This window comes from Hydrogenophaga sp. L310 (assembly GCF_055703065.1).
In genome coordinates this window covers 12720-38434 of sequence record NZ_JBVPZA010000023.1, presented here as the reverse complement: position 1 = coordinate 38434, position 25715 = coordinate 12720, and the positions used below count along the sequence as shown (strand labels likewise).

General features: G+C 63.0%; 27 protein-coding genes and 1 pseudogene. 6 read left to right on the top strand and 22 right to left on the bottom strand.

Features of this window, described 5'->3' with window-relative positions; translation table 11 throughout:
- Nucleotides 1–110 precede the first annotated feature (110 nt).
- The 3 genes and pseudogenes from AC0GNO_RS22575 to AC0GNO_RS22565 all read left to right on the top strand — a co-directional run.
- Complete coding sequence (locus AC0GNO_RS22575; protein ID WP_472905210.1) at nt 111–1433, top strand: ISL3 family transposase; 1323 nt, start codon at nt 111–113, stop codon at nt 1431–1433.
- Between the two features lie 161 nt (nt 1434–1594).
- Nucleotides 1595–2578 carry an IS5 family transposase gene (locus AC0GNO_RS22570; RefSeq protein WP_472905600.1) on the top strand — a complete coding sequence of 328 codons (984 nt, stop codon included), beginning with the start codon at nt 1595–1597 and terminating at the stop codon, nt 2576–2578.
- 294 nt (nt 2579–2872) lie between these two features.
- Nucleotides 2873–2992: pseudogene (locus AC0GNO_RS22565) on the top strand (IS5/IS1182 family transposase); the annotation flags it as partial.
- 336 nt (nt 2993–3328) lie between these two features.
- Here AC0GNO_RS22565 and AC0GNO_RS22560 read toward each other — a convergent pair.
- The 7 genes from AC0GNO_RS22560 to AC0GNO_RS22530 all read right to left on the bottom strand — a co-directional run bounded on the left by AC0GNO_RS22560 (nt 3329) and on the right by AC0GNO_RS22530 (nt 10216).
- Complete coding sequence (locus AC0GNO_RS22560; RefSeq protein ID WP_374406866.1) at nt 3329–3880, bottom strand: hemerythrin domain-containing protein; 552 nt, start codon at nt 3878–3880, stop codon at nt 3329–3331.
- 62 nt (nt 3881–3942) lie between these two features.
- Nucleotides 3943–5454 (bottom strand): tripartite tricarboxylate transporter permease, encoded by a 1512-nt coding sequence (locus tag AC0GNO_RS22555; RefSeq protein ID WP_374406868.1) that lies wholly within the window; start codon nt 5452–5454, stop codon nt 3943–3945.
- Between the two features lie 18 nt (nt 5455–5472).
- Nucleotides 5473–5961 (bottom strand): tripartite tricarboxylate transporter TctB family protein, encoded by a 489-nt coding sequence (locus AC0GNO_RS22550; protein ID WP_472905599.1) that lies wholly within the window; start codon nt 5959–5961, stop codon nt 5473–5475.
- 194 nt (nt 5962–6155) lie between these two features.
- Nucleotides 6156–7130: a PDR/VanB family oxidoreductase gene (locus AC0GNO_RS22545; protein WP_472905598.1), complete on the bottom strand. Its 975-nt coding sequence runs from the start codon at nt 7128–7130 to the stop codon at nt 6156–6158.
- A 3-nt stretch (nt 7131–7133) separates the two neighbouring features.
- A complete protein-coding gene (locus tag AC0GNO_RS22540) occupies nt 7134–7913 on the bottom strand; it encodes an SDR family NAD(P)-dependent oxidoreductase (RefSeq protein ID WP_291096929.1) in 780 nt (259 codons plus the stop codon).
- Nucleotides 7914–7919: 6 nt separating this feature from the next.
- Nucleotides 7920–8900, bottom strand: coding sequence for a Bug family tripartite tricarboxylate transporter substrate binding protein (locus tag AC0GNO_RS22535; RefSeq protein ID WP_291096927.1), 981 nt, complete (start codon nt 8898–8900; stop codon nt 7920–7922).
- A 41-nt stretch (nt 8901–8941) separates the two neighbouring features.
- Nucleotides 8942–10216: an aromatic ring-hydroxylating dioxygenase subunit alpha gene (locus tag AC0GNO_RS22530; protein WP_291096925.1), complete on the bottom strand. Its 1275-nt coding sequence runs from the start codon at nt 10214–10216 to the stop codon at nt 8942–8944.
- Nucleotides 10217–10272: 56 nt separating this feature from the next.
- On the opposite strand from AC0GNO_RS22530, the gene AC0GNO_RS22525 reads away from it, so the two are divergent.
- Nucleotides 10273–11145 carry an IclR family transcriptional regulator gene (locus AC0GNO_RS22525; RefSeq protein ID WP_472905597.1) on the top strand — a complete coding sequence of 291 codons (873 nt, stop codon included), beginning with the start codon at nt 10273–10275 and terminating at the stop codon, nt 11143–11145.
- Between the two features lie 192 nt (nt 11146–11337).
- Here the strand turns inward: AC0GNO_RS22525 and AC0GNO_RS22520 are convergent, their stop codons facing one another.
- The 5 genes from AC0GNO_RS22520 to AC0GNO_RS22500 are packed head-to-tail and all read right to left on the bottom strand — an operon-like array spanning nt 11338 to nt 16058.
- Nucleotides 11338–12366, bottom strand: a complete 1029-nt coding sequence (locus tag AC0GNO_RS22520) for a 2Fe-2S iron-sulfur cluster-binding protein (RefSeq protein ID WP_472905596.1) — start codon at nt 12364–12366, stop codon at nt 11338–11340.
- Between the two features lie 8 nt (nt 12367–12374).
- Nucleotides 12375–13331: a PdxA family dehydrogenase gene (locus AC0GNO_RS22515; RefSeq protein ID WP_472905595.1), complete on the bottom strand. Its 957-nt coding sequence runs from the start codon at nt 13329–13331 to the stop codon at nt 12375–12377.
- Nucleotides 13328–13804, bottom strand: coding sequence for an aromatic-ring-hydroxylating dioxygenase subunit beta (locus tag AC0GNO_RS22510; protein ID WP_291096917.1), 477 nt, complete (start codon nt 13802–13804; stop codon nt 13328–13330). Before AC0GNO_RS22510 ends, AC0GNO_RS22515 begins: the two co-directional genes overlap by 4 nt.
- 11 nt (nt 13805–13815) lie before the next feature.
- The gene (locus AC0GNO_RS22505; protein WP_472905594.1) at nt 13816–15054 is read right to left on the bottom strand and encodes a Rieske 2Fe-2S domain-containing protein; all 1239 of its coding nucleotides are present in this window, start codon (nt 15052–15054) and stop codon (nt 13816–13818) included.
- Nucleotides 15055–15092: 38 nt separating this feature from the next.
- A complete protein-coding gene (locus tag AC0GNO_RS22500; RefSeq protein WP_472905593.1) occupies nt 15093–16058 on the bottom strand; it encodes a Bug family tripartite tricarboxylate transporter substrate binding protein in 966 nt (321 codons plus the stop codon).
- 158 nt (nt 16059–16216) lie between these two features.
- Between AC0GNO_RS22500 and AC0GNO_RS22495 the strand changes: the two genes are divergently transcribed.
- Nucleotides 16217–16999 carry an IclR family transcriptional regulator domain-containing protein gene (locus AC0GNO_RS22495; RefSeq protein ID WP_472905592.1) on the top strand — a complete coding sequence of 261 codons (783 nt, stop codon included), beginning with the start codon at nt 16217–16219 and terminating at the stop codon, nt 16997–16999.
- A gap of 45 nt (nt 17000–17044) precedes the next feature.
- On the opposite strand, the gene AC0GNO_RS22490 is transcribed toward AC0GNO_RS22495, so the two are convergent.
- The 9 genes from AC0GNO_RS22490 to AC0GNO_RS22450 form a co-directional block, all read right to left on the bottom strand.
- Complete coding sequence (locus AC0GNO_RS22490; protein WP_472905591.1) at nt 17045–19000, bottom strand: DUF3363 domain-containing protein; 1956 nt, start codon at nt 18998–19000, stop codon at nt 17045–17047.
- Nucleotides 19001–19271: 271 nt separating this feature from the next.
- Nucleotides 19272–19835: a S26 family signal peptidase gene (locus AC0GNO_RS22485; protein ID WP_472905590.1), complete on the bottom strand. Its 564-nt coding sequence runs from the start codon at nt 19833–19835 to the stop codon at nt 19272–19274.
- The gene (locus AC0GNO_RS22480; RefSeq protein ID WP_472905589.1) at nt 19832–20413 is read right to left on the bottom strand and encodes a DUF2840 domain-containing protein; all 582 of its coding nucleotides are present in this window, start codon (nt 20411–20413) and stop codon (nt 19832–19834) included. Before AC0GNO_RS22480 ends, AC0GNO_RS22485 begins: the two co-directional genes overlap by 4 nt.
- Nucleotides 20410–20682, bottom strand: coding sequence for a chromosome partitioning protein ParB (locus tag AC0GNO_RS22475; protein ID WP_472905588.1), 273 nt, complete (start codon nt 20680–20682; stop codon nt 20410–20412). The genes AC0GNO_RS22480 and AC0GNO_RS22475 overlap by 4 nt, the downstream gene beginning before the upstream one ends.
- Entirely contained in the window at nt 20679–21317 is a 639-nt protein-coding gene (gene parA / locus AC0GNO_RS22470; protein WP_472905587.1) for a ParA family partition ATPase, read from the bottom strand. Before parA ends, AC0GNO_RS22475 begins: the two co-directional genes overlap by 4 nt.
- 244 nt (nt 21318–21561) lie before the next feature.
- Complete coding sequence (locus AC0GNO_RS22465) at nt 21562–22407, bottom strand: replication initiator protein A (protein ID WP_472905586.1); 846 nt, start codon at nt 22405–22407, stop codon at nt 21562–21564.
- 35 nt (nt 22408–22442) lie between these two features.
- The gene (locus tag AC0GNO_RS22460) at nt 22443–22751 is read right to left on the bottom strand and encodes a helix-turn-helix domain-containing protein (RefSeq protein WP_472905585.1); all 309 of its coding nucleotides are present in this window, start codon (nt 22749–22751) and stop codon (nt 22443–22445) included.
- 84 nt (nt 22752–22835) lie between these two features.
- Complete coding sequence (locus AC0GNO_RS22455) at nt 22836–23666, bottom strand: DNA -binding domain-containing protein (RefSeq protein ID WP_472905584.1); 831 nt, start codon at nt 23664–23666, stop codon at nt 22836–22838.
- 293 nt (nt 23667–23959) lie between these two features.
- Nucleotides 23960–24313 (bottom strand): DUF2958 domain-containing protein, encoded by a 354-nt coding sequence (locus AC0GNO_RS22450; RefSeq protein WP_472905583.1) that lies wholly within the window; start codon nt 24311–24313, stop codon nt 23960–23962.
- A gap of 312 nt (nt 24314–24625) precedes the next feature.
- Here AC0GNO_RS22450 and AC0GNO_RS22445 point away from each other — a divergent pair, with 312 nt between their 5' ends.
- Nucleotides 24626–24916 carry a helix-turn-helix domain-containing protein gene (locus AC0GNO_RS22445; protein ID WP_291096890.1) on the top strand — a complete coding sequence of 97 codons (291 nt, stop codon included), beginning with the start codon at nt 24626–24628 and terminating at the stop codon, nt 24914–24916.
- A 57-nt stretch (nt 24917–24973) separates the two neighbouring features.
- Here the strand turns inward: AC0GNO_RS22445 and AC0GNO_RS22440 are convergent, their stop codons facing one another.
- On the bottom strand, nt 24974–25285 hold the full coding sequence (locus AC0GNO_RS22440) for a DUF736 domain-containing protein (RefSeq protein WP_472905582.1): 312 nt from the start codon (nt 25283–25285) through the stop codon (nt 24974–24976).
- Nucleotides 25286–25715 lie beyond the last annotated feature (430 nt).

The window sequence follows — 25715 nt, the reverse complement described above, 5'->3', positions numbered from 1 at the left end:
GGCTCAATGCCGTTTTGCATGGAACTTGACCTTCAACTCCGATGCGTGGTGAGTGAGTGAGGTTGCTGGATACTCTGGTTGCCGCCACCCTGACAACTTCGTAACCGACCATGAGCCTGAGCACCGAAGCCCTGTTCACCGCAGCCCTTGGGTTGCAAGCCCCCTGGCGTGTCGAGCGCGCCGAGTTGAGCACCGCCAAGAAACGCATTGACTTTGAAGTGGTCTGCACCGAGCGGCGTCTGACCTGCCCACACTGCGGCGCACCCGATCAAGGCATCCACGAGAGCATTGAGCGATCGTGGCGCCATCTGGATTTCTTCCAGTTCGAGGCCTGGCTGCACGCGGCCATACCCCGCGTAGCCTGCACCGCCTGCGGCAAGACCAGCCAGGTGCCGGTGCCCTGGGCGCGCGAGGGCAGCGGCTTCACGCTGCTGTTTGAAGCGCTGGCGCTGAGCCTGTGCAAAGAACTGCCCGTGGCCCACGCGGCCCGTCACCTGCGCGCCGACGCCAAAGCCTTGTGGCGGCGCATTGACCACTACGTCAAGCTTGCGCGTCAGAAGGACGACATGAGCGGCGTGCGCCACATCGGCATTGACGAGACCAGTCTGCGCAAGGGCCACGAATACGTCACGGCCGTGCACGATCTGCAGCAAAAGCGCCTGCTCTTTGTCACCGAGGGACGCGATCACCAGACGGTCAATGCCTTCACCAAAGACCTGTCCGAGCATGGCGGCAGCGCCCAGGCGATCAGCCATGTGAGCATGGACATGAGTGCGGCCTACCTGAAGGGGGCACAGCAGCAACTGCCGCAGGCGGCCATCTGTTATGACCGCTTTCATGTGGCGGCACTGGCGGGCAAGGCCATGGATGAGGTGCGCGCGGCCGAATTCAAAAGCCGACCCAACGCCGTGGCGCAAGCGCTGGGCGAGCTGGACCGCGCCAGCAGGCGCAGTCTGAGCTGGGCCATGCGCACGCACCATGCGAGCTGGAATCAGCGGCACATACAGGCGATGTACGCCCTGCAGCGCACGAACTTGCAAAGCGCACGGGCCTGGCGCATGAAGGGGGCGCTGCGGGAGGTGTATGAGACAGCGGCGCACAGTCAGAGCGAGGAGGTGGCGCGCACGGGACTTGGGCGCTGGATCGCCTGGGCCATGCGCTCGCGCCTGGAGCCCTTCAAGCGGCTCGCACGCACGCTCAAGACGCACTTTGAAGGCGTCATCGCGGGCATGCAGCAAGGACGCAGCAACGCGTTTGTGGAGGCCATGAATGGGCTAATGCAAAACGCCAAGCGGGCCGCACGCGGATTCAGAACGAGCAGGAACTTCATCGCCATTGCGTACCTGCGCCTGTCCAAGCTCAAGCACCTTCCAGCCAACCCGTTCGAGCACGCAGCGCCGCGCTTCGCAGGCCTCACCACGCATCGGAGTTGAAGGTCAAGTTCCATGCAAAACGGCATTGAGCCGTGATCATAGGTCTTGATTTCATCTTCGATCTCTTTACCCGTAGGCTGCCTTTTTCTGAAATGGTCGGGTGAGTTAGGGAAGGTCTGCACAACCTCGGCCGTTCTGGCCTGATGTGAGACAGTGTCGGCATGAAGCAAATGGGCCTGGGCGAGAGCGGATTCGAGCGCAAGACCAAGAGGACGCGCAAGCGCGAATTCCTGGACGAGATGAACCTTGTGGTGCCCTGGGCCGAGTTGGTCTCTTTAATCGCACCACACGCACCTGCTCCCGGCGCCAAGGGCGGACGCCCGCCGTTTGCCGTCCAGACCATGCTGCGCATCCACTTCCTGCAGCAGTGGTTCAACCTTTCGGACCCGGCGATGGAGGAAGCGCTGTACGACATGGCGCTGTTCCGCGAGTTTGCGGGGCTGGACGCCGGTGAAGACAACCTGCCCGACGAGAGCACGATTCTTCGGTTCCGCCATCTGCTCGAAGCTCACAACCTGAGCTTGCAGATCCTGGCCACTGTCAACGCCACGCTGGCTGCCAAGGGCTTGCTCCTCAAGAGCGGCACCGTGGTCGATGCCACGCTGATCGCTGCGCCGAGTTCGACCAAGAACAGCAGCGGAGAACGTGACCCCGAGATGCACCAGACCAAGAAGGGCAATCAGTGGCACTTCGGGATGAAGGCACACATCGGTGTGGATGCCGACTCGGGCCTGGTGCACACGGTGGTGGGCACGGCGGCCAACGTCAACGACGTGACGCAGGCGCATGCGCTGGTGCACGGGGCAGAAACCGATGTGTTCGCCGACGCGGGTTACCAGGGTGTGAGCAAACGACAAGAGACGCAAGACATTGGGGTCAACTGGCACGTGGCGATGCGGCCGGGCAAGCGCAAGGTGCTGGACAAGAGCACGCCCAGGGGCGCCATCCTGGACCAGCTCGAACAGGTCAAGGCGCGCATCCGGGCCAAGGTCGAACACCCGTTTAGGGTGATCAAGCACCAGTTCGGGCATGTGAAGGTGCGCTACCGCGGGCTGGCCAAGAACACGGCTCAGTTGCACACGCTGTTTGCGCTGTCCAACCTGTGGATGGTGCGGCGCACGTTGCTGCAGGAGATGCGGGAATGAGTGCGTCTGCAAGCAGCCAGAGGGCGGCGAATCGGGGAGAAATCGGCCTTCAAACCGACCTTGCAAGCCTGAAATCGCGGCCATCCGAAATCACGTGCATCAACTCACGCTGCGGCAGGTGTTGTGCAGACCTTCCCTAGGGAACCTTACATGGTCGCCCCTGACTTATTCAGAACCGAGCGCCGACAGGGCGCTGGACTGAGCCGGCGAGTGCGCGAGTGAGCAAAGTACCCAACGCGTTTTGCCAGTTCGGCGACACGCCCGCCACCATGCACAGGCGCAAATAAAGCTGAAGCAAAGACCAAAGTCATTGGTCAGGCCAAGCTCACGGACCAGGCATTGCTGTGCTTTGCAACCTACAACCCGATGCGCATGGGCAGCATAGGCGGCTGGTGGGACGCGCATCATGCATAAGCCGTGGGGTACATGCGCCCGGAATGGGCGAAACAGGCTGCAATAGGCATCGAAATCGCTTCGCTGAATTATCCGAACTACTGGTTTGTTCGAGCTCGGCGGCTTCGAAAATAGTTATACGAAAAGGTAATGAAACCGGCGCAGCAGAGCTTACGGCAATAGCCACGGACAACTAGAGTGGAGCTTGAAGTCCCCTTGAATTCCCGAGTCAATCAGAAGTAGAGGTTGGGGGACTGAGGGAATTCTCTACCTCCGGGTGGTTCAGGTTTTCAAGGGGACTTCACATGCTTGTTGCATTTTCCATCCTCGTGGTTTTTGGGTCTCGTCATTCTGCATTCAGGAGCCCCGTAAGCCGCGACGAGCTGCACGAATGACGTGGCGTGTGTGTAGAGCGAGTCCAAGCGTCGCCAATTCGGGATCTTTCCGACCAAGGATCTTTTCTGCTAGAGGTAAGAATTCGCGCTCTTCCAGTCTAGCATGTGCCGTGTATTGAATCACGAGCCGTTGAACAGCCGTGTCATCGATTTCGATGAGGTGCCCTTTGGCAAGTTTCACAAGCTTCGGTTCTATACGACTCCACTGGGATTCGATCTCGCGGTGCTCTGCTATAAGTCCGTCGATCATCATCTGCACGACGGACTGCTCCTCGCCAGGCTTTGCATTGGCAAGGACTGCAGGAAATAGATCTCTTTCTTCTTCTGCGTGATGATCAAATACAGCGACTCTGAAAAATGTGACGGTATCGTCGGCAATCTTGCGAGCACTTGTTGCGGCTTTAATAAGGTCAGTGATTTGTCCAAATTCATTAAGATGTGAAATAATTCCTTCATGACAGTTGGAAAAATTGTCAAGGGGCGAATCGTTGTTCGATTTTATGATTTCGGTCATATTGATAGCCTCATGTAGTCATTGCGGGAAACGCAAATATTGCCTCTAGTACTACGGCACTTTCAGTCCTCAACAAAAGCCTCTTCGCGCTTTTTCTTGACCGAGGGCATCAGCACCACCGCCAACAAGATCGCAGCGACGACCAGCAGGCTGGCGGACAGCGGACGGGTGACGAACACTGACCAGTCGCCACGCGAGATCAACAGTGCACGGCGCAGATACTCCTCCATCATCGGACCCAGGATCAGGCCCAGCAACAAGGGGGCGGGCTCGCAGCCGAGCTTGATGAAGCCGTAACCGATCAGGCCGAACAGCGCCACCATCCAGATGTCGAAACTGTTGTTGTTGGTCGAGTACACGCCGATCGCACAGAACAGCACGATGGCCGGGAACAGCCACTTGTAGGGCACGGTCAGCAGCTTGATCCAGATGCCGATCAGCGGCAGGTTCAGCACCACCAGCATCAGGTTACCGATCCACATCGAAGCGATGAGGCCCCAGAACAGTTCGGGGTTGCTGGTCATGACCTGCGGGCCCGGCTGGATGTTGTGGATGGTCATGGCGCCGACCATCAGCGCCATCACGGCGTTGGGCGGGATGCCCAGCGTCAGCAGCGGGATGAAGGAGGTTTGCGAACCGGCGTTGTTGGCCGACTCGGGCGCCGCCACACCGCGGATGTTGCCTTGGCCGAAGGGCACTTCACCCGGCTTGAGCTTGGTCTTCTTTTCGATGGTGTAGGCCGTGAAGGCCGACAGCAGCGCGCCGCCGCCGGGCAGGATGCCCAGCGCCGAACCCAGCGCGGTGCCGCGCAGCACGGCGGGAATCATGTTCTTGAAGTCTTCAGCGGTGGGCATGATGCCGTTGACCTTGCCGGTGAACACTTCGCGCTTTTCGTCCGGGTGCGACAGGTTCTGGATGATTTCACCGTAGCCGAACACGCCCATGGCGATGGCCAGGAAGCTGATGCCGTCGGTGAGTTCCGGGATGTCGAAGCTGTAGCGCGCGACGCCGGAGTTCACGTCGGTCCCGACCAGGCCGAGCAGCAGGCCCAGCACGATCATGGCCAGGGCCTTGAGCAGGGAGCCGGAAGCCAGCACCACGGCACCGATCAGGCCCACGATCATCAGCGAGAAGTATTCGGCCGGGCCGAACTCGAGCGCCAGTTCGGTCAGCGGCGCCGCGAAGCCCGCCAGGATCAGCGTGCCGACGCAACCAGCGAAGAACGAACCCAGGCCGGCCGCAGCCAGTGCCGGGCCTGCCCTGCCCTTGCGGGCCATCTGGTACCCGTCGATCACCGTCACGACCGAGGACGATTCACCCGGCAGGTTGACCAGGATGGCAGTGGTGGAGCCGCCGTACTGGGCGCCGTAGTAAATGCCGGCCAGCATGATGAGCGCGGCCACCGGCGGCAGGCCGTAGGTGGCGGGCAGCAGCATGGCGATGGTGGCCAGCGGGCCGATGCCAGGCAGCACGCCGATCAGCGTGCCCAGCAGGCAGCCGATGAAGGCGTAGACAAGGTTCTGCAGGGTGAAGGCAACGCCAAAGCCCAGCGCGAGGTTGTTGATCAGATCCATGTGCGTGTCTCCTCGGGTTCAGTTCGCGAGGAACCAGGGCAGGACCGGGAACTGCAGGTTCAGCAGTTTCACGAAAGCGAGGTAGCTGCCGGCGGCCAGGATGGCGGCCAGGATCACCGACTCTTTGAGCTGGGCGCCTTCGCGGGCGTAGCCGGCCATGATCACCAGGCCGAAGATCGCCACGATCAGGCCGAAAGCCGGCAGGCCGAAGGCGGGAATGCCCACCAGCAGTGCACCGAACAGCAGGTTGGCACCCAGGATGAACACCAGCGGACGCCAGGCGAGTGCGCCGATCTTGTCGCCACCGGGCGGGCCGGATTTGAACGCGTTGAAGGTGACCAGAACCCCGAGCAAGACCAGGATGAGGCCGAGCATGAAGGGAAAGTAGCCGGGGCCCATGCGGGCGGCATTGCCGATTTCATAGTCCACAGCACCCCAGGCGAACGCGCCGCCCACGGCCATGAACATGAGTCCGGACACAAAATCTTTCTGGCTGGCGAACGCCACAGTACGTCTCCAATTATAGTTAGATTGCTAATAATATTGTTTTGGGAGTGACTTGTCGAGTTGAATTTCCAGTAAAGACCTCCGTGGAGTGGCTTGCAAAGTCACCAGATGGAAAGGCGTGGTTGAGCCTCACGCGAGCGACCTTGCGTCACCAGCTGAAGACTGAGAAATTGCTGTGAACGAGGTGCTGGACTTCAGGCGTCAAGTACCAGGCAGCCCGAGCGGCAAGATGAGACACAGATCATCATGGACTTGTTGGCCGCGCGTTCCTGTTTGGACAACAGTTGGTCGCGGTGATCGACATCACCAGAGATAACCCTGGTTTCGCACGCTCCGCACACGCCTTCGCGGCAACTGTGGTCGGGGTTGAGTCCGGCCTCGATGAGCGCGTCGAGCAGAGGTATGCCGGGTGGCACCTGGACCGTGCGGCCACTCCTGCGCAGTTCTACCGTGTAGCCACTTGAAGGTGTCGCTGGGGGGGCCGTCGTGGTAGCAGCAAAGCGCTCTAGGTGGACGTTGTGCTGTCCCAAACGCTCGCAAGCGCGTTCGTAGGCATCGAGCATGGGCCCGGGGCCGCAGCAATAAAAGTGTGCGTCCGGTGGATGGCCGGCGAGCAAGCGTTCAAGGTCTGGCGGTCCGCCTTGCTCGCCGTCGAAATGGCATCGCAGCGAAAGCCGGGTGTCACTTGCACTGGCAATTGCCTCGATTTCGGCCAGAAAGGCCGCCTCGGAACGGCTTCGCGCGCAATAGACGAGGTGCGCCTCGCGCCCTAGCGCCGCGAGGCGTTGCAGCATGGCGTAGATCGGTGTAATGCCAATGCCACCGGCCAGTAGCACGCTGTGTCGCGCGTCCTCGTCCAGTCGGAAGTGGTTGCGCGGCCCGCCGAGGGTGATCACCTGCCCAACGCGAAGCTGTTCGTGCACGAAGCGTGACCCGCCCCGGCTGCGTCTGTCGTTGAGCACCGCCACAACGTAGCGATGTGTGTCCCCCGGGTTGATTAAGGAATAGCTGCGAACCAGACCGTTGCCTAGGTGCAGGTCCACGTGCGCGCCGGCGGCGGCAACGGGAAATGCAGATGCTGGCGTGGTGGGTCGTAGTTCGACACTGATAATGCCCGAGGCTTCGTGGCGCATCTGGAAGACGAGCGCCTGCAGAGTAGTTGTGGCCATGACTTACATGATGTGCAGGCCGCCATCCACCATCAGCGTGGTGCCGGTGATGAACGAGGCCTCGCCGGACGCGAGCCAGAGGATGGGCCAAGCGATCTCGGCGGGGTCGGCCCAGCGGCCGACCAGTGAGGTGTCTTTGCGCTCGGTCCTCAGCTGATCGGCACTCTTGCCGGCACTGCTCGCTCGGCCAAGGTGGAAGTCAGTCAACGTCGAACCGGGGCAGATGGCATTGGCGCGGACTCCGCACGGTGCCTCTTCGAAGGCCAGCGTGCGCGTATAGGCCAACTGCGCTGCCTTGGTCGCGTCGTACAGCGCCATGCCCTTGCGGCCAGTGACTGCATAGCACGAGGAGACGTTGACGATGCTGCCGATGCCGGAGTGCCGCAGCGCTGGCAACGCAGCGCGGCAGTAGTTGGACATACCCACCAAGTTGACATTGACCATGGCCTGCCATTCGGCGGGAGTGGCATCTGCGGCTGCGCTGTAATTGCGCATAGCGGCGTTGTTGACCAGGATGTCCAGCCCGCCCCAGAGCGCGATGCACTGAGCTACCGCCGCGAGGGCTGCGGCCTCGTCTGCCACATCGGCCGCCACGCACGCTAGTCGTGCGTCGGGCTGCGTTTTTTCGATCAATGCGCGCGTGCTCTCCAGCGCTTGCGTGTTCGCATCCACCATCAGTACAGCCGCACCTTCGCGGCTGAAAATCGCGGCGGCGGCCGCACCGATGCCAGCGCCAGCGCCGGTGATCAGTGCGGTGCGCCCCGCCAGTCGGGAAGTGTTCATCTCAGCTCACTCCGCTTTGGCGCCCGTGCTCTTGATGATTTTGCCCCAGCGCCCAATCTCAGTGCCAATCCAGTCACTGAACTCCTTGGGGCTGCTGGCGACGATCTCGAACTCCATCTCATGCAACCGCTTCTGTGTTTCGGGTGACTTCAGGATGCGAACTATCTCTTCGTTGTAACGGTTGATGATTCCCGGTGGCGTGGCCGGCGGCGCGAGGAAGCCGATCCATGAAGTGGCCTCGAAGTCCTTGAGTCCCGACTCGGCGAGCGTTGGAACATCCGGCGTGCTCGGGAATCGCTTTTGGCCAGTGGAGGCCAGCAGCTTGAGACGGCCTTCCTTCACGAACCCCTGCACGTTGCCGGGTACGAAAAAGCCCGCCTGCACGTTGCCTGCGATCAGATCGGTGACAGCAGGACCAGCGCCGCGATAGGGAATGTGCGTCATGTGGAAGCCGGCCGCAGACTTCATCATCTCCATGGTCAGGTGCGAAGCACTGCCCATGGCCACGGAGCCGTAGGAAAACCGGGCAGGTTCAGCCTTGACCTTGGCGATGAAGTCTTTCACGTTGGTGAAGCCTGCCGCAGGATTTGCCACCAGGTACTGAGGCGATTTGACTGCCAGCGTGATAGGTGCCAAGTCCTTGGTCGGGTCGTAAGGCATCTTGTCAAACAGCGTCACGTTGATCGCCAGTGGTCCGTTGTAGCCCACCAGCAGCGTATGGCCATCTGGCGCAGCGCGCGAGACTTCAAGGGCACCGATGTTGCCGCCCGCGCCGGGTTTGTTCTCCACCACGAAGGGTTGACCGAAAGCCTTCTGCAACTCCGGGGCGATCAGACGGGCCAACACGTCGTTGGTGCTACCGACTATGGGTACGACGATGCGTACAGGCTTGCTGGGACGCCAGTTTGGCGTGCCCTGAGCCCAGGCGGAAGAGGTCGTCGCAGTGGCGATCAGTGTTGCGGCGAGCATCCTGCGGATGAATGTCATGGGTTGTCTCCTTGTTGTCGTAGGGATGGCAATAGATGTCTTCAAAGGCTGAAGACCGGCTTGCTAGTGGCATCGGCTAGGTTCTGGCGAGCCCATTCGACGGGGTCCTGGTTTCGGGGCAGGAGCACGCCGGCAGGACGCACGTGTTGCTCGCTGGCGTTCAGCGCTGGCGGTGTGTCGCCTTGCTCTAAGCCCAATGCGGCTTCGTGCAGCATGCGCCGCGCCATCACGATGGCCTTGTCGGTTGGCAACAGCATTTCCGCTTCATGGTCCTGGATGGGGCCCATGCTTTCTTGTAACGAGTAGTCCTGGGCCGCGAAGCCGAAGATGCCGCTATAGGAACGTTTGTCCTTTTGGGCCTGGCGATCCATGCCGTAGTCGTTGTCGCGGCTGAATTTCGGGATATAGCTGCCCGGTGCCTCGTATTCGACGTGGATGCCCTTGCCGGCCTCCATTGCGGTGCGCTCCTCGGCCGTGAGCGGTCGATCAGGCTGCCAGTTGATGCTCCAGGCCCAGCAGTTGTGGTCGTCGATCGGCACCCAAACGTGGCCTCCCAGCGCGTGGTTGCCAAATGGCGCGATCAGTGTGAACCAGGGGAACAACCACTGCGTGATGCGCCAGTAGTAGGAGTCGGGCTCGCCCAGCCGACGGCCGAACAGGCTCAGTCCAAAGGGCTGCTTTTCGATCTCGAAGCTCACATTGCCGTCGGCCTTGATGTAGTCCAGCGCCTTGACGCCCTGGTGCATGGGGTCGCCGTCCACCTCGAAGCTGTGCACATATGACACGTGCGCGGTGTCGATGCCGCCTTCCATAGCTTGGAGATAGTTCGAATACTGCAGCCGTTTGGACACAAACACATGCTCGGGTGGCAACGTGCACCACTCAAGTTCAGGCGCTGCAGGCTGTTGGTCGGCCGGACCCATGTAGGTCCAAACGATGCCGCCGCGCTCAATGCAGGGGTAGCCCTTGATGTGCATCCGGGCGCAAGCCTGGGGCGATGACGGCACGTCCACGCACTGGCCCATGCCATCGAACTTGACACCGTGATAGGCGCAGCGAATGCCGTTTTCCTCGTTGCGGCCGAAGTACAGCGACACACCGCGGTGGGAGCAAAACTCGCTGATCAAGCAGGCTTTGCCGTCGGAGTTGCGGAACGCGAGCAGCTTTTCGCCCAGCAGTTGCACGCGTACCTGCGGGCTATCCGACTCGGCGATCTCGTTCGACATCAGCGCTGGCACCCAGTAGCGGCGCAGCAGGTTGCCCATGCGCGTGCCGGGACCGACGCGGGTAAGCGTTTCAGACATTTCCTTGTTCATTTGGGGTCTCCTATTGGTGTACGTCAGATGAGACGCCTGTCCATTATCTGGATCGTTTGATTAATGTCAAAGAAAATGGACAAAATGTCCGCCTGATGGACGTATTTCGTACAATCACCACCTACCAGCACAAAGTAGTCGGGACGATCATGAGTAACGAAAGCACCGTCAGTTGGGCTCCAGCAGAGAAATCGGGGGAGGGGGTGCGCTCGGTGGATCGCGCGCTTGACATCCTGCTGGCCTTTCGGGCGGGCGACCGGCAACTGAGCGCAAGCGAACTTTTGCGGCGTGTCGACTTGAGCCGGCCCACCCTTTATCGTCTGCTGAAGACCCTGGAGTTGCGTGGCTTCATAGTGGCTGTGGGCGAGCCGCAGCGCTTCCAACTCGGACCCTCGGTGGCACACCTAGCCCACGTCTGGACCTCAGGCTTAGACTTGGCGGAGTTGTCGCAGCCCATGATGCGCCGCCTGTGGGAGCAGACTGGCGAGACCGTTGCGCTGCTGGTTCACCATGGCCGGGAGCGGGTCTGCGTGGCGGAAATTCCCAGTCCGCAGCCGCTAAGCTTCAAGCGGGGAGTGGGACACAGTGAGAGTGTGATCCTGGGTGCGAGCGGGCGAGCGATCCTAGCCTTTGTAAAGGACGCGGCCAGCTACCTCGACGGTAAAGTGCCGCCCGATCAGCAGCCGGCATACCTTGAAGGACTGGTTCGTATCCGAGAGGCTGGCTACGCCATCAGTCGAGACGAGCTTATCAAGGGCGCGGTGGCCATGGCAGTGCCGTTTAGTACCGCCGCAGGCAAAGTGATTGGGTCCCTTGCAGTCTATGGCCCGAGCGCGCGCTTGGATGACGTGCGCGTGCGGCAGATCGTGGCGTTGTTGCTTGATGCTTCACGCGAACTCTCGGCGAAAGCTGGTGCGGTGACCAGTTGAATTTGCCATAGTGGCGCCGGTTCGTGTGGTGGATAACACCCTGTGTTTCGATGCGAAAGCACGATGCTCAATGGGGTCGTAACCGCCAATCAACCTTGATCAATACCGCTGTTCCCAACTGACGGTCCAATTTCAGGGAGACCTGACTGCCGCGCGCCCATGCTGCGAGCTTCTTCCCTAGCCAAGGCTCGACTACCGAGTTCCATGGAGTGCCTGGCTTACGAAGGCGTCACTGAAAAATCGTTGTTCCGGCAAGCCCCGCTGCTCGATACAGGCGCGCCGTAGTGCTGCCACCATGACCGGAGCACCGCAGGCGTAAACGTCATGACCGCTCAGGTCGGCCTCATCCGAGAGTACGGCTTCGTGAACAAGGCCGGTGCGGCCTCGCCACAATACGTCATTGCCGACTTCGCTGACGACCGGTACGTAGCGCAGATCGCGTAGCTGGCCCTGCTGCCACCGGGCGATAGTCTCTTGGGCATAGAGGCCTTCGGGCAGGCGCGACCCCCAGTACAGCGTCAGTGGGCGCCAGATCTTGCGGCGCACCATGTGGTCAATGATCGATTTGAGCGGGGCAAATCCGGTACCGCCAGCCACCATGACCAAGGGGCGCTCGCTGTCCTCGCGCAGCCAGAAATCGCCATGTGGCAATTCGAGCTGCAAGAAGTCGCCAGGTTTGAGGCCTGGCAAGACGTCCATACTGAAGTGGCCACCGGGCACATGACGGATATGCAACTGCACGCCATCGCTCTCATGCGGCGCATTGGCCATGGAGTAAGAGCGGCGCTGGCCATCGGGTAGGACTACCTGCAGGTACTGACCGGCCAGGAACTTCGCACGCATGCCGGCGGCAAAGCGCAGTTGCAGCACGGTCACGTCGCTGGCCGCCTGCGTCACGCGGAACACCTTGGCTTGCAGGGTCTTGCGCGCGTCCGGGTCGATGCGCTGCCAACTACGAGGCCGGATCAGCAAGTCGCTGGCAGCCTGTGCATGGCAGAACAGATGCTCGTTGGGCGCGTGAATGCCGGCATCGGCGCTTCCGCCGGCGGTGCTTGGCACCAGTTGGCCTTCGAGCACCAAACCGCGGCAATTGCCGCATACGCCCTTGCGACACGAATAAGGCAGTTCAATACCGTTGCGTGTGGCGGCATCGAGAACAGTCTCGCCGTGCTCGCAGGAGAAGGCGACTTCGCTGCCTTCGATCTTGATCTGATTCGTCATTGAATGGTTCAGGTTGGGACCGGCACGGCAGCAAGCCGAGCGACGGTATTGATCATGGCCCTGGCATCGGCAATGCACCGGCCAGCGATATCCATAGCGCTGCCGTGACCCACGCTGGACAGAATCACGTCGGCACCGATTGACATGGCGCTGGCCTGTTTGGGACTCAACAGCTTGATCGGGATATGGCCCTGGTCATGCAGCATGGCGACATACAAGTCGTGGCGGCGCTCCGCCAGCAGAGTGTCTGCCCCAATAGGGCCGTCTACCTGTAGGCCGACGGCGCGCAGGCGTTCGGCGGCCGGCTTGGTGATGCGCTCGTCCGCATCTCCGAACAGGCCGTTTTCACCTGCATGCGGATTGATGCCAAACAGACCGATGGTCGGCGCGTTCATGCCCAGTCGCTGCATGGCGCGCACGCCGGCCAGAGCAGCCTGCACCACCAGTTCAGACGTCAGGCGGTCGAGAGCGTGCTGCACGCTCTCGTGCAGCGTCGCATGCACGATATGCAGGCCGCCGCCCACCAGTAACAAAAATACGCTGTCCTCGGGCTGGCCGCAGACACGTGCCACCAGCGAGGGGTAGCCCGAAAAAGGGATGCCTGCCAGATGCACGGCGGTTTCGTGGTGCGGGCCGGCCACCACCGCATCGAAATCGCCACGCCGGGTGGCGGTGATGGCAGAGCTGGCAGCCGAGATCATGGCCAATCCACCCTCTGCGCCCACCCGTCCAGGCTGGAAGGTCCCGGTCGGCATGGCCGCTGTGAATACCACTGGCGTGGCGGCCAACAGGTCAGTCAGCCCAAGGCACTGCGCCGTCTGCTGAAGTACAACCTGTGGCCCGAACAGCGTCAGGCAAACGTCGGGGCGTCCCGCATAGGCTGCGGCTGTCTTGAGCGCAATTTCTGGTCCGATGCCGTTGGGGTCACCCAACGGCAATGCAATTCGAACAGCCTGTGAGATCACAGCGGGACGGCCAGCAGGGTATCGACGCGGCTGCTGTCGCACACCACAACACGGCTGCGCAGGAGCAGGGCATCGCCCGAAGCGTCGAACTCGTCGTGATAGACGCCGGTGAAGTAGAGGTCGGTGTGCCCATCGTGCATGATGCGGGCCACCATGAAGGGCGTTTCGCAACTGGCTGTTGCAGGCTGCTCGCCAGTGATGAAGGGCAGGCCGACGAGGTGGCGGTAGCTGTGCCGTTCGTAGACGTTGGCGTTGCGCAGTGCCGAAATTCTGTCCTGCAACATGGCGCGGTTGTTGGCCCAGATCAGGCCGGCGGCCAAGCCGTCGCGCTGGTTGTCGGCCGTGGTCACGGTGTATTGGCATTGAGGCAGAAAGAACTCTGGCCAGCTTTCCAGTTGGTTGGTGTCGATGCAGCGGATGTAGGCCGCCTGAAATGCCGCGATCCGCTCGCGCAGTGAAAGAGTGTTGTTCATGTCAGATGCTCCTAGATATCCATGAGGCGGCGATACAGCTTCCAAAAGCCGCGCACTGAGGCCTCGGTCACCCGCGACGGGCTCGAAGAGGTGCTGTCACCGCCCATCTCGATAACTGCTTCGTCGTCGCCAGCGGTCGCTATGCCGCGTTGAACAAAGCCACCGACGGCACCGTCTTCCATTGAGACAAAACCGGCTGGCCCGATCAGATTGGCCTGCTTGAGGCGCACTTCACGCTGAGCGGGCGTGTCGTCGGCATAACCGAGGTAGGTCCAGTTCAGGTCGGTTTCTTCCACCCCGCGCGGGAGCACCTGGCGGATGGCAAGGCAGTTCTGGATCTGCTGCAGCACAAAGCCTGGGAAAACCGAGAGGATCTGAAGCGTGATGCCATCCTCGAATTCCTTGAAGCCGGCCAGCAAGGTCGGGTCGGCGAGCTTGTAACCCTCTTGGTCGGAGCGCAGGCCCTGCTCCTGGTATTGCTTGCCGGCTTCGGCCTGCGGCGCGTCCACCATGGAATAGCTCACATGATGGCCACCCGATTCGCTCACGATCACTGCGCCGCGTTGCGACAGGCGGTTGAGGCGGAAGGTGGTGAAGAAAAGATGCAGCAGGCTGGCGTGGTAGCTGTCCTTGACGTTCTCAAAGTAGAGCTTCCAGTTGTTCGGCAGCGCCTGCGTGAAGCGACCGATAACCTCCACTGGCTTGTTCAGCACACGTTCAATGCGCGCGCAGATTTCTGGGCCTAGGTAGTCCTCAATGCTGTCCACCTCGTCGCTGAAGCTGCCGAACACGAGGCCGCAGAAAACAGCGATACGCAGTTTGCGCGGGGAGTGCTTGTCCTTGCAGAAGGAGGGCGGCATGCCGCCGGCACCGTCGAGACCCGCTTCAAAGGCCACACCCTTGAGTGTGCCCTGCAGGTTGTAGGTCCAAGCGTGATAGACGCACTGGAAGTCCTTGGCCGTACCGGATTTCTCCAGGCAGATCAGCGCACCGCGGTGGGAGCAGCGGTTCTCGAAGGCGTATATGTCGCCGTCCATGTCGCGTGCCACAACAACGGGTGTTTGGCCGACAAATGTCGTGCGATAGCTGCCTGGCTCGGGAATCTCAGCTTCCAGGCAGAGGTAGTTCCAGGCAGGACCTTCGTAGACACGTTTCTGTTCCTGTTCGAGGATGTCTTGGCGCTGGTAGACGGCATACGGTACGCGGGTTTGTAGCCCCCGCACCCACGTGATGGGGTGAGTCTGTTGCATGGTTGCTTCCTTGAGTTTGCTGATAGATGTGTCGCTGGTCAGTCAACCGTGACGTTGGCATCCTTGATAACCTTGGCCCAGCGTGCGGCTTCTCCGCGAACGAATTGGGCCATCTGTTCTGAGGTGTTGCCCACGGCTTCGGCGCCTTGCTCGGCAAAGCGCTGTTGCACTTCGGGCTGCTTGAGAATGTCGACCAGTGCGTTGTTGAGTTTCGTGACGACGGCAGCCGGCGTGCCGGGTGGTGCGACGACGGCGAACCAGGTCACGGCTTGCATGTCGCTGAAGCCGACTTCCGCAAAGGTTGGCACTTCTTTGACGATGGACGCGCGCTTGCTGTCTGCGACCGCCAGGATCCGAATCCTGCCGGCCTTGTACAGCGAGCTTGCGGAGCCGAGGTTGTCAAAGAAGACATCCACCTGGCCTCCAGCGAGATCGGTCAGTGCGGGTGCCGTGCCTTTGTAGGGAACGTGGACCATCTGTGTTCCGGTCAGGGACTGGAACAAGTTGGCTGTCAAGTGCGAGGTTGAGCCATTGCCCTGCGATGCATAGGAAACAGTGCCGGGATGGGCCTTGAGGTAGGCGATGAGCTCGGCCACATTCTTGACCGGTAGCCGGTTGCTGACCGCCAAGACGTTAGGTACAGCCGCCAGCACCGTGACCGGAACCCACTGGCTCGCATCGTAGGTCAGCTTTGCGTACAGGCTGCGATTGATGGCGATGGGTCCCGGTGGGGACACCAGCAATGTGTGCCCATCTGGCTCGGAGCGGGCCACAAACTCGGCACCAATGTTTCCGCCTGCACCAGGTTTGTTCTCCACGATCACGCCAGCCGGGAAACGGGTGCGCAGCTTTTCACTCAGGATGCGCGGTAGAACATCGGCCGTGCCACCTGCCGGGAACGGAACAACTAGACGTAGCAACTTGCTGGGGAATTCGTTGGCTTGCGCGCAGGTCCAGGTGAGAGAGGCGGCTAGCGAGCAGATCCAGATCGTGATTTTTTTCAAAAGTTTTCTCCTCGGGTGGTGGAAGTCCGGCCAAGCCAGACATGTCGTCAAAACGGGGCGTAGTGTGCGTTTGTCGCCCGAGGTTGATATAGTCAAAATTGCGCATATCGCAAAAACGTCAAAATATCTTTGACGCTTGTCAAAGTGATGCCGGCCCCATGAATGCGATTTCTTTCCCCCCGCCAAACCATGAGAAAGACTTGATCGCCGGCCTCGCCAAGGGGCTGAGCCTGATCGAAGCTTTCGACGATGAGCATGCGCGGCTGACCTCGTCTGAGGCGGCTCGTCGGGTCGGTATTAGCCCGGCGGCCGCGCGACGTTGTCTGCTGACACTGTGTCAAGGGGGTTACGCGCGGACCGATGGCAAACGCTTCTGGCTTGATCACGGGGTTCTGCGCTTGGCCTATGCGTATTCGACTTCGACCCGATTGCCTCGTTTGTTGCAGCCCACGCTGGATGCCTTGAGTGAGCGAACCCGAGAATCGGCTTCGGTGGTCGTGCTCCAGGGAATGGAAGCAATGGTTGCGGCTCGCTCTACCGCACGCAAGAGTTTGACGGTGGGTCTGGGTGTTGGCTCACGATTGCCGCTGCACTGCTCAGCGACTGGACGTGTGCTATTGAGTTCAAAGTCGGGTGCCGACTTTGAATCACTTTTCAATGCCATGCCGCTGTGTCGGCTGACGCCGCACACTCTCACGGATCCTGTGCGCCTTCGTAAGCTCTTGGTGTCCTGCGCTGATAACGGCTATGCGTTGAGCAACGAAGAGATTGAAGTAGGTGTTCGGTCTATTGCTGTGCCACTCTATAGCTTCGGGGGCTCTGTGGTGGGTGCGCTGAGCCTTTCAAGCCGCGCAGACCGCATGACCGCCAGTGAAATGATTGAGCAATTGCTGCCGGCCATGCTTCGTAGTCAGAACTGGGTGCGCTCACGTCTGAGTTGACAAACCCAGCCTGCAGTTTGGCTTGTCCAAGCGAACATCCTCTATCTATACTGCCGTCCCCAACTGTCTGCCCAATTCCCAGGAGACTTGGTTGCCGCGCACAGTCGCTGCGAGATGGTGTCCTAGCCAAGGCTCGATTGCCCCTTTCCAAGGCACCAGGCTGAACCCTATGCTGTCATCGAGCACCGCAAAGCGACCGCTGACCAGCACGACGCTGCGGCGATAGATGCCAGCCACGTGCCGACCGTCGGATACCGGGCGATGCTCCAAGCCGGTCTTTGCTGCAATGTCCTGTGCAGCCTTTGCCAACTCGCGTCCGCGTAACGTCGCCAACAGATTGGGAGCCAAAATCACCCGTTGCCCGCGTTGCTCAGCCAGCCCCTGTTCGGCCAGAAAATCAACCCGTTGCTGCAGCGCAGCCTTGACCTCGGCACCAAAGCCCAGGTCACCCAGCCCCTTGCCACTGCTGATCAACCGCTGATCAAGCCAGGTGGAGCCGATCACTCGGGCCTGCCGCTCAATCGTAAGGCGTGATTTCAGATCCACCGCTACACCACCGCCAAGACGTTGCGCGTCGTACTGACGGCCTCGCTCAGCAAGGTCGCCCGGCACGCGCCAGACGCCTTCAGCCTCGCGCTCCACGATGCCGGCACGGCGCAGGGCTTCGAGCCGGCGCACATGCGCCGCCACCACCTCACGCGGATCACGGTTGGGCGTGGCCTGACCTTGCGCGACGGCCAGATGGTGATCGGTGCGGTACACGCCATCAACGGCCAGCGCTGTGATGTTCCGGTCGGCGACTCGCACGTCGACCGAGCCTTTCACCTCCACCACGGCGCCGGTTGGATATTGCTCCAGCTCCGAGCGTGACGGCAGCGCGACGTAGTGCGCCTTGCCGTCGATCCCGTCGACGATCAGGTAGCCCTTGTCATGCAGCTCGTCGGCCAGTCCCTTACCGACGACGCGGCCGACGATGGCGCGGCCATGCTCGCCGGGTTGGAACACGGCCAGCTCGCGCTGCCGGCCGCTCATGGCACGCTGCATGGTGCGGATGATGTCGCCACGCTCGCCCATGGCTCGCAACGTGGACTCGGCGACGGCGTGAATGGCCCACATGCCGGGCTGCTTTTCGGTCGCCAGGCCCATGCGCTGCAAGTGCTGCAGGCGGCCGATCAGCATCTGTCGCTGGCGTAGCAGCCGGGGTGCGGCCAGTGTCTCCGGCAGCACCAGGCCGTCCTTGACCTCGCGCTGCAAGGTGCGGTCCAACCCCGTCCATCGCTCCTGGTCGACTTCACGCTGCATAGCACGCTGGATTTCCAGCTCGGTGCGCGGCCCCAGCCACTCGGTTGCCAGTTCAGCGGCCCGACGGTGCATCCCCTCGGCGATGTAGTCGCGGGAAATGATGAGGTCTTTGCCAGTGTCGTCCTTGCCGCGCAGGACGACGTGCGTGTGTGGGTTGTCGGTGTTCCAGTGATCTACTGCCACCCATTCCAGCCGGGTGCCCATGTCGGACTCAATGCGCGCCATCAGGTGCCGGGTATAGGTGCGCAGATCGTCGAGTTGTTCGGCATCTTCCGGTGAAACGATGAAGCGAAACTGGTGCCGATCCTCGCGCCCGCGCTCCTCGAAAGCAGCGGTATCCGCCGCGTCGGTGGTCGTACCATAGGCGTGGCCCGGACCGCCTTGGCGATCCACCCCTTCGCGTTCGATGTAGCGCAGGTGCGCGGCGGTCGAACGCAGCCCAGCCTTGGACAGATTGACCAGCCGAGCCTTGATCGTCACGCGCCGGGCATTGGGCATGAGCGAAGCTCCGGCAAAACGGGCTGCGACGTGGCCGCGCCCCAACCTGGAGCCGGGCCGCTGGCTGGCTTTCCCAATCGTCTTGCCGAGCTTTGCGCCGGCCTTGTTGGTCTCGCGCAGCACCTTGTTGATGAAGGCTGCGCCTCGCTGTTTCGGAGCACCGGGCCGCACTCTGAAGCGGACATCGTCTGGATTGCTCATGCTGTGTCTCCATCCAAGAGCAGCGCAGCCGGGCGAACGAAGCACGCGTCTTCGCCAATGCCGCCGCGGCATTGCGCGCTGTCGCGGCACGCTCCCGCTCCCAGGCGCGTGCCGCGCCAACCCCACGTGCAGACAGGGTTTTCAAGCGGCCGGGTGCCGCGACCTTTTATCTTGCCCTGCATCTTTTTCCGTGCCTCTTTGCCGTCCACCGGGCCGGCGGGCACGGTAAGGCGATGCGCCGGCGGCTGCGGCGACTGCCGTCGCGCGGCCGTCAGGGCTGGGTCTCCAGCCACAGGGGGTGCGCGGTGCCGATGACATCGGTGCTGCGCACCGGCCCGAAATAGCGGCTGTCGAACGACGCCGGGTTCGTCACGCTGAGCAGGAAGATTTCGCCAGCCCGCAAGCGGCGGCATTGCGGCCAGCCCTGCAGCGGTCGACCCAGGCGATCCGCGCGCAAGGTGGCTGTCACAGTGTGGCCGTCGATGCGCAAGGCCTGGCCAACGATGCACACGCGTTGTGGTGCTACGGCACCCACGCGTTTGAGCAGCGGCACCTCCAGCGGCAGGTAGCCGCGCTGCGCGGCCAGTGCAGCGGCCTGACCAGGCAGGCGGACAAGCACGATGCTGCCGACCTGCAGCGATGTGGGCTTCGTTGAGACGTCAGACGTAGGCTGGTGCAACGACAGATCGACGCGGTACCAGCCCACGGGAACGCTGTCAGACGGGTTGTAAACCAGACGCGGCAAGGGCTTGGCGAACGAGGCCCAGGCGAGTGCTGCCATTGCGACGGTCGCTGTGCCGCCGAGCGCAAGGATGGAAGCGCGCGGGCTGCTCATGGCAAGTCCCTCGAGGCCCGCGCTGCGGCGTGGCGGTCGGCGGTGAATGTAGGTAGTTGCAGCGGAGCGACCGAAGGGCCGGAGGTCCAGGCCGCAAGGCGGTTGCTCAGCGTGCCCCAGTACGCGGCGGCGACGGTGCATGCGTCGATGCCTTGAGCCTCGATGGCGTCGATATGCTGCAGCACGGTGCGCACCTTCAGTTCGCCTTCGGCCTGCAGCAACAGGCGTGCTCCCGGGCGCACACCGGGCAGGCGCTGCAAGGTATCCAGCGGATTGCCGGCCTGCAGCACCATCAATTGCCACAGCGTGGTGCCATGGTCGTTCGCCTGCCAGCGCACCCGGCAGAAGATGGCAGACGGATTGAAGATCGCGCAGCGCCGCCAGTGGTCGAGTCGCAAGGTGCGTTCGGGCTGCCCGAAACGCAGATAGAGGTTGAACCGCTGGTGGATGTAGGCCAGTGAGACGCGGGTCTGTGGCAGGGGGCACGCCGGGCTGTGTTGCAGCGGAACAGGCCGCGGCAGCGGCGAATGCGCTGCGCTGGGCGCAACCGTGCCATCGGGCGTGGTGTGCATGTTCATGGGGATGTCTCCGAACGGGATTCCGGGAATTCGCGCTCCAGCAGAGCGCGCAGCAGTTCGGCCACGGTGGTGCCTTGGGTGAACGCAGAGACCTTGATGCGCGCGCGCATGGTGGGCGTGACGTCCAGGGTCAAGCGGGCGGTGAACAGATCGCCTTTCTGCAGTGCCTCGCCATCACCCTGGCGCACCCAGGCATCGGCCTGCGGGGTGGCGGGCGGGCGCACGCCGATGGCGATGCGCTTGCCGCGTGACGGGTGTTCCGCAGTCATGACGGCCACCGCAGCAGTTCATCGACCAGTGCGGTCACCTCGCGTGCGGCCGCGCTGTCGGGTGCGGTTTCGCAGGCCAGCCGCCCGGCGGCCACGCTGTCGGCAAACACGATGCGTTGGTGCACCTCCGAGCGCAGCGCGGGCAGCGGCTGCTCGGCCAGCGCCTGGCGCGCTTCTCGACCGATGACGGTGGTGCTGACGCGCCGGTTGATGACAAATGCCGCGCGCAGCGCCGGGCGGAACACCTGGGCCTCCCGGATCAGCGCCACCATTTCGGCGCTGGCCCACAGGTCGTAGGGGCTGGGTTGCACCGGTATGACCACGCGGTCGGCCGCCAGCAACGCGGAGCGCGCCAGCGCCGCGATGCGCGGCGGGCCGTCGATGACGATGTGATCGACCCGCCGGGCGAGTTCCGGCGCCTCCTGGTGCAGGGTTTCGCGGGCCAGGCCGACGGCGCTGAAGAGCCTGGACAGGCCCTGCTGGCTGCGGCGCTGGGTCCAGTCCAGTGCCGAGCCCTGCGGATCGGCGTCGAGCAGCACCACCTGATGACCGCGCAGAGAGAGTTCGCCCGCGATGTGGGTGGCCAGCGTGGTCTTGCCCACGCCGCCTTTCTGGTTGAGCAGGGCCAGGATCACGGCGTGGTCCCTTCCCCTCGAAGCGTGGCGGCGGCAGCGTGCCGGTCGGCACTTGTCCACCGAAACGGCGCGCTCTCACCACCAGTTAGATGAATTGGGTTAGGTACGTTACGGCCGACGACAACCCGCGCCGCCATTGGGCTGGCGGCCGATCGGCACGCCTGATGGCACGATGGATGCACGCCGGATAGCACGAGGCGGGACACGCCCGATGGCACGAGCCCGTCCACAGGCCATGAACCGCTTATCCCCGTGCCGCGGGTGGCACTGGCCGAAAGGTCAACACCTCTGCACCAGTTCCCGGCATGCGCACGATGCCCAGGCGGTAGCCTGGCATGGACTGCCGCGCCACCAGGGCGCGCAGGTCGCAGGCGAAGTCGTGCGGTTTGGCGGTGCTGCCGGACTTGCGGTGCAGGTGCTTGAAGTCGAACTGCCAGCCGCCGGGCTGGTGCCCGCCGTGTTTGCGCACCAGGCGGTAGAGCCAGCGCTCGATGCCGCCGGTGAGGTCGAAATAGTCCGGGTCGATGGTGAGAACCAAAGCAGCGTCCAGAACGCCCGCGTAGAACCAGTCCGGCAGAATCAGCTCGATGCCCAGCGGCGTGCCGCGGGCGTCGGCCAGTTCCTTCCATTCGTTGATCCACGAAAAGCGGTGCAGGCGCCGGCCGGTGGTCTCGCGGATGGATGTGGCCACGGTGGTGGACTGCAGGCGATCCAGCGCAGCCTTGAGGCGCTGGTAGTCGCGCAGCGAGACCCCGCGCCCGATGAAGCGCAGGATTTCGTAGGGCCGGGCGCGCATCAGCCGCGAAGTGGTGATGCCGGCATCGCGCGCCTCCACGATCTGGCTGGCCGCCCAGATGAGGATGTCGGCATCCCAGATGGTGGCGATGCCGTGTTCCTGTGTGCCTTCCACCCGGATAGCGACGTTGCCGCTGCGAAAGTCGATGGGCTTGGTGCGCCGCGATTTGGCCAACGAGAAGAAGGGGTAGGCCATCAGGTCCTGGCTGTCGCGCGGCGCCATGTCGCCCGGCAGCGCGCGGAACAGGTCGAGCTGTTCGGCCGGGCGCAGGGAGCGCGGTGCAGGAAAAGACATCAGCAACAGGCGGCGAAGAGGGCGCGCAGCGCCCCTCAGCGCGCACGGCTGTCGGCCGAGTGGTGCTCGGCGTACTCAGGGTCGGACGTGGCCTCGAAGCTTCGCTGGTCGGCCCAGGTGTCGAGGTCGGTGACGGCGTACATGACACGCCGGCCGAACTTCCGGAAACGTGGGCCGCCGCCGATGACGCGCTGCTTTTCCAGGGTGCGTGGGGACAGGCGCAGATAGTCAGCAGCCTCGTCGTTGGTGAGGTAGCGCGGCGGCTGCGGCTTCACAGCCGCCTGCGCGGTGCCTTGCGGCGGGTGAGCGGGTACGGCAGCAGGCCGCAGGGGAGCGGGTCGCATGAGAGGCGCCTCCATCGATCAGGAATGCCCGGCTGCGGGGTTGCAGCCGGGTGGAGGCAGTCTCAGGAAATGCGGGCGTTCTGCTCAGGGTCGATCTGGGGTGGGGCGGTTTCGTCCCTGCCGGGTTGCGGTCAGCGGACCGAGCCCGGCCAGCTCGCGGTAGCCTCCGTTCACCAGCGTGCGGCCACGCTGCACCAGGCGGCGCACGCGGGCGCGCAGGGCGCTGTCGGCGTGCCAGTTGGCCGCCATCTCCTTCGCGCCGAACAGGCCCTCGGCGACTTCGCGCAGCGAGGCGCCTGCCTGTGTCGCGTCCAGGGCCTGAAGGGTGTGCAAGGCCTGCATGGCACCGGGACTGGGCCGTGGACGCGCTACGGCCGAAGGCTCACAGCGGCTGGTGGCGGTCAGTCGATCCAGATCGGTCGCCATGTCGCGGTAGCGCGAGTAGGGCTCTCGGCAGGCGCGCATGGCAAAGGCGTGCGGCATACCTTCTTGCAGCTCAGGCGCCAGCACCAGGCGTGCACAGCAACCCGGCCAGCGCGCGGCGAGCACGAGGCCCTGGCCGTCGTGTTGCAAGGCCTTGCGGCCGGGCAGGCGCCAGAACTCGAAGGGGGCGCCATCGGACTCCGCGTTATCGTCGGGCACCACGCGGATGGCATGAGTACGGGAGTTGAGCCAGTGAGGCAGCGCATCACGCGCATCCAGCGTCGGGTCCTCCAGCGTGCACAGGCCCCAGGGCCGCGCTGCGCCGGCGTCGGTTGCCTGCAATTGCCAGGCCAGGCGGTAGCCGGGGTGGCGTCGCAGGTACTCCCAGGCCAGTGTCGGCCCGTCGAGGTGCAGCGCGTAGAGGTATGCCGCGCTGGCGTGCCAGCGCGGCGGTTGGGCGGCTTGTGGCTGGCCGTCGACAAGGTCTGCCATGGTGCGAACTCCCTGTTCTCGTGCGGGAACGTCGCATCGGTCGGCAGCGGCTACGTGGTCATCGGTCAGCGATCCAGTTGGGGGCAGGGCGGTGACGTCGCATCCGATGGTTTCCGGGCTCGCGGTTAGCGCAGACGAGGCGACTGCGACGTGGCCTCAATGCCATCGTGGCAAGGCCGACCATGGCGTGGTACAGCGCGTTCGTCATGACCGTTTGGGTCTGAATGGTGACGGCGAACGCGTGTTGGTGACATCCAGACCGTCCCGGTCTGACGTGTGGTGGCGCGGAGCGCTCAGTCCGTGATCGAGCCGTTGTCCTGTGCCAGCCGCAGGTACTCCGACATCGGTCGCATGGCGTGAAAGTGCAGGTCGCGCCGCACCGGTAGCTGGTCGGGACCGAGGATGGCTGCGAGGTCCGACAGCCTGATGGTGCCCAACTCGGGCATGCCGATCCCCACGTCGCACAGGCCCCAGGCGGTGTCGCCGTCTGCGGGGTTCAGGGCGGCGAGCAGCCAGGTCGCGTGAGCGTCTGGTGTGAACAGGCGCACCACTGGCCATAGGTCGGTCTGCGCGTCAGTGGCGCGGGCATGGCCGTTGGCCAGCAGCTGCGCACGCTGTTCGTCGGTGATGAGAGGTTCAGCCGGCATGGTCAGAGTGCGTGGTGCCGGGCGGAAACACGCGTTGCATCACAAGCACCAAATCACAAAGCCGCCTTCGTGCTTCCCCGCAAAGGCGCAGAGTCGCTTCTGCAGAAAAACACCCTTGCATGAAGGCTGAAAGTCGGCATGGCGTGAATGCTCGAATGAGCCAATGTGGCTTTGAGTTTTTACGTGGGTACACGATTGTTACGAAAAAGCACGGAAACGCCCATGAGTGGATTCACCAAATCGGCAGGGCAAATCGCTCATGAGTTAAAGATAACGTGGTTTTAATTGTCTCTCGACAGGACGCTTCTGTCCATGCAGAAGCGTCCCATTCAGGCCGGCCGTCCGGCTGGCGCCACCACCTTCGATGCCGAACTGGCGCAAGCCTTCGGCGCGGCGGTGCGCGCGCTGCGCTCGGGGCAGGGCATGGCCCAGGAGGCGCTGGCGCACCGCGCGGGCATCGAGCGCTCGCACATGGGCAAGATCGAGCGCGGCGAGCACATTCCCTCGCTGCCGCTGATCTTCAAGATCGCGGCAGCGCTGGAATGCGGTGCGACCGACCTGATGGCCGCGACCGAAGCCCAACTGGGTTCGACTGCGGCCTGAGACTGCAGGCTTGGCCTGCAGCATCGATCCCGCCGGATGGCGGGATCGGCGTGGCCGTCAGGCCGTGGGCTTGCTGCGCGACCAGATCAGGTTGTGCGTGCCGTCTTCCTCCTCGATCAGGCGGGCGTAGATGGTCGCCGAGAACGAGGGGTCGTCCAGCGTCACCGAGAGGTAGGGGCGTTCGGACTGGCTGACCTTCTTCCAGGCGGCGCCGATGTCGTAGCCGGTGCCGGCCTGGATGCGGTAGTCGGGGGCGTTCTCGCTGCCCTTGTCGTTGCGCACGAACTTGACCTTGACGTTGAGCGTCAGGGTCCGAACGGTGCCGATGAAGCCGTCGTTCTGAGTGGTGAAGGTGCCGATGTTGGCCATGGTGATTTCCTTTCGGGGTGCCAAGGTCGCGCCCATCGCGTCCTTGTTGTGATCCGTCAGGCGGGGGACGGGCGGGCCGCACCCCGCAGCGCAGCGAAGGGGCCGCAACAGCGTGGAGGACCGGCAGGCACAGGAAATTTGCCTCGCGAGGAATCCGCGCAGCGGAGGGGAAATTTCTTGGGCCGTACGGTTGCGGCCATCAAGCCCGAGGCGCAGCCGCGACCCCGCCAGGATTCACGACAAGACAAGGACGCCTGGGATGCACCTTTCCCGAAAGGCCTCAAGGCCGAGCACGTTCACCATGTCTGCGTTGAGACCTCTGCGGCCACCACCCTTGCGCCATCGGTCAGAGTCGCAACAGCGCGAGAAGCCCTTGCGGCATCCACCCGGCGCCTCGCACCGTGCGCCGCCTGCCAGGTCCACCAGGACA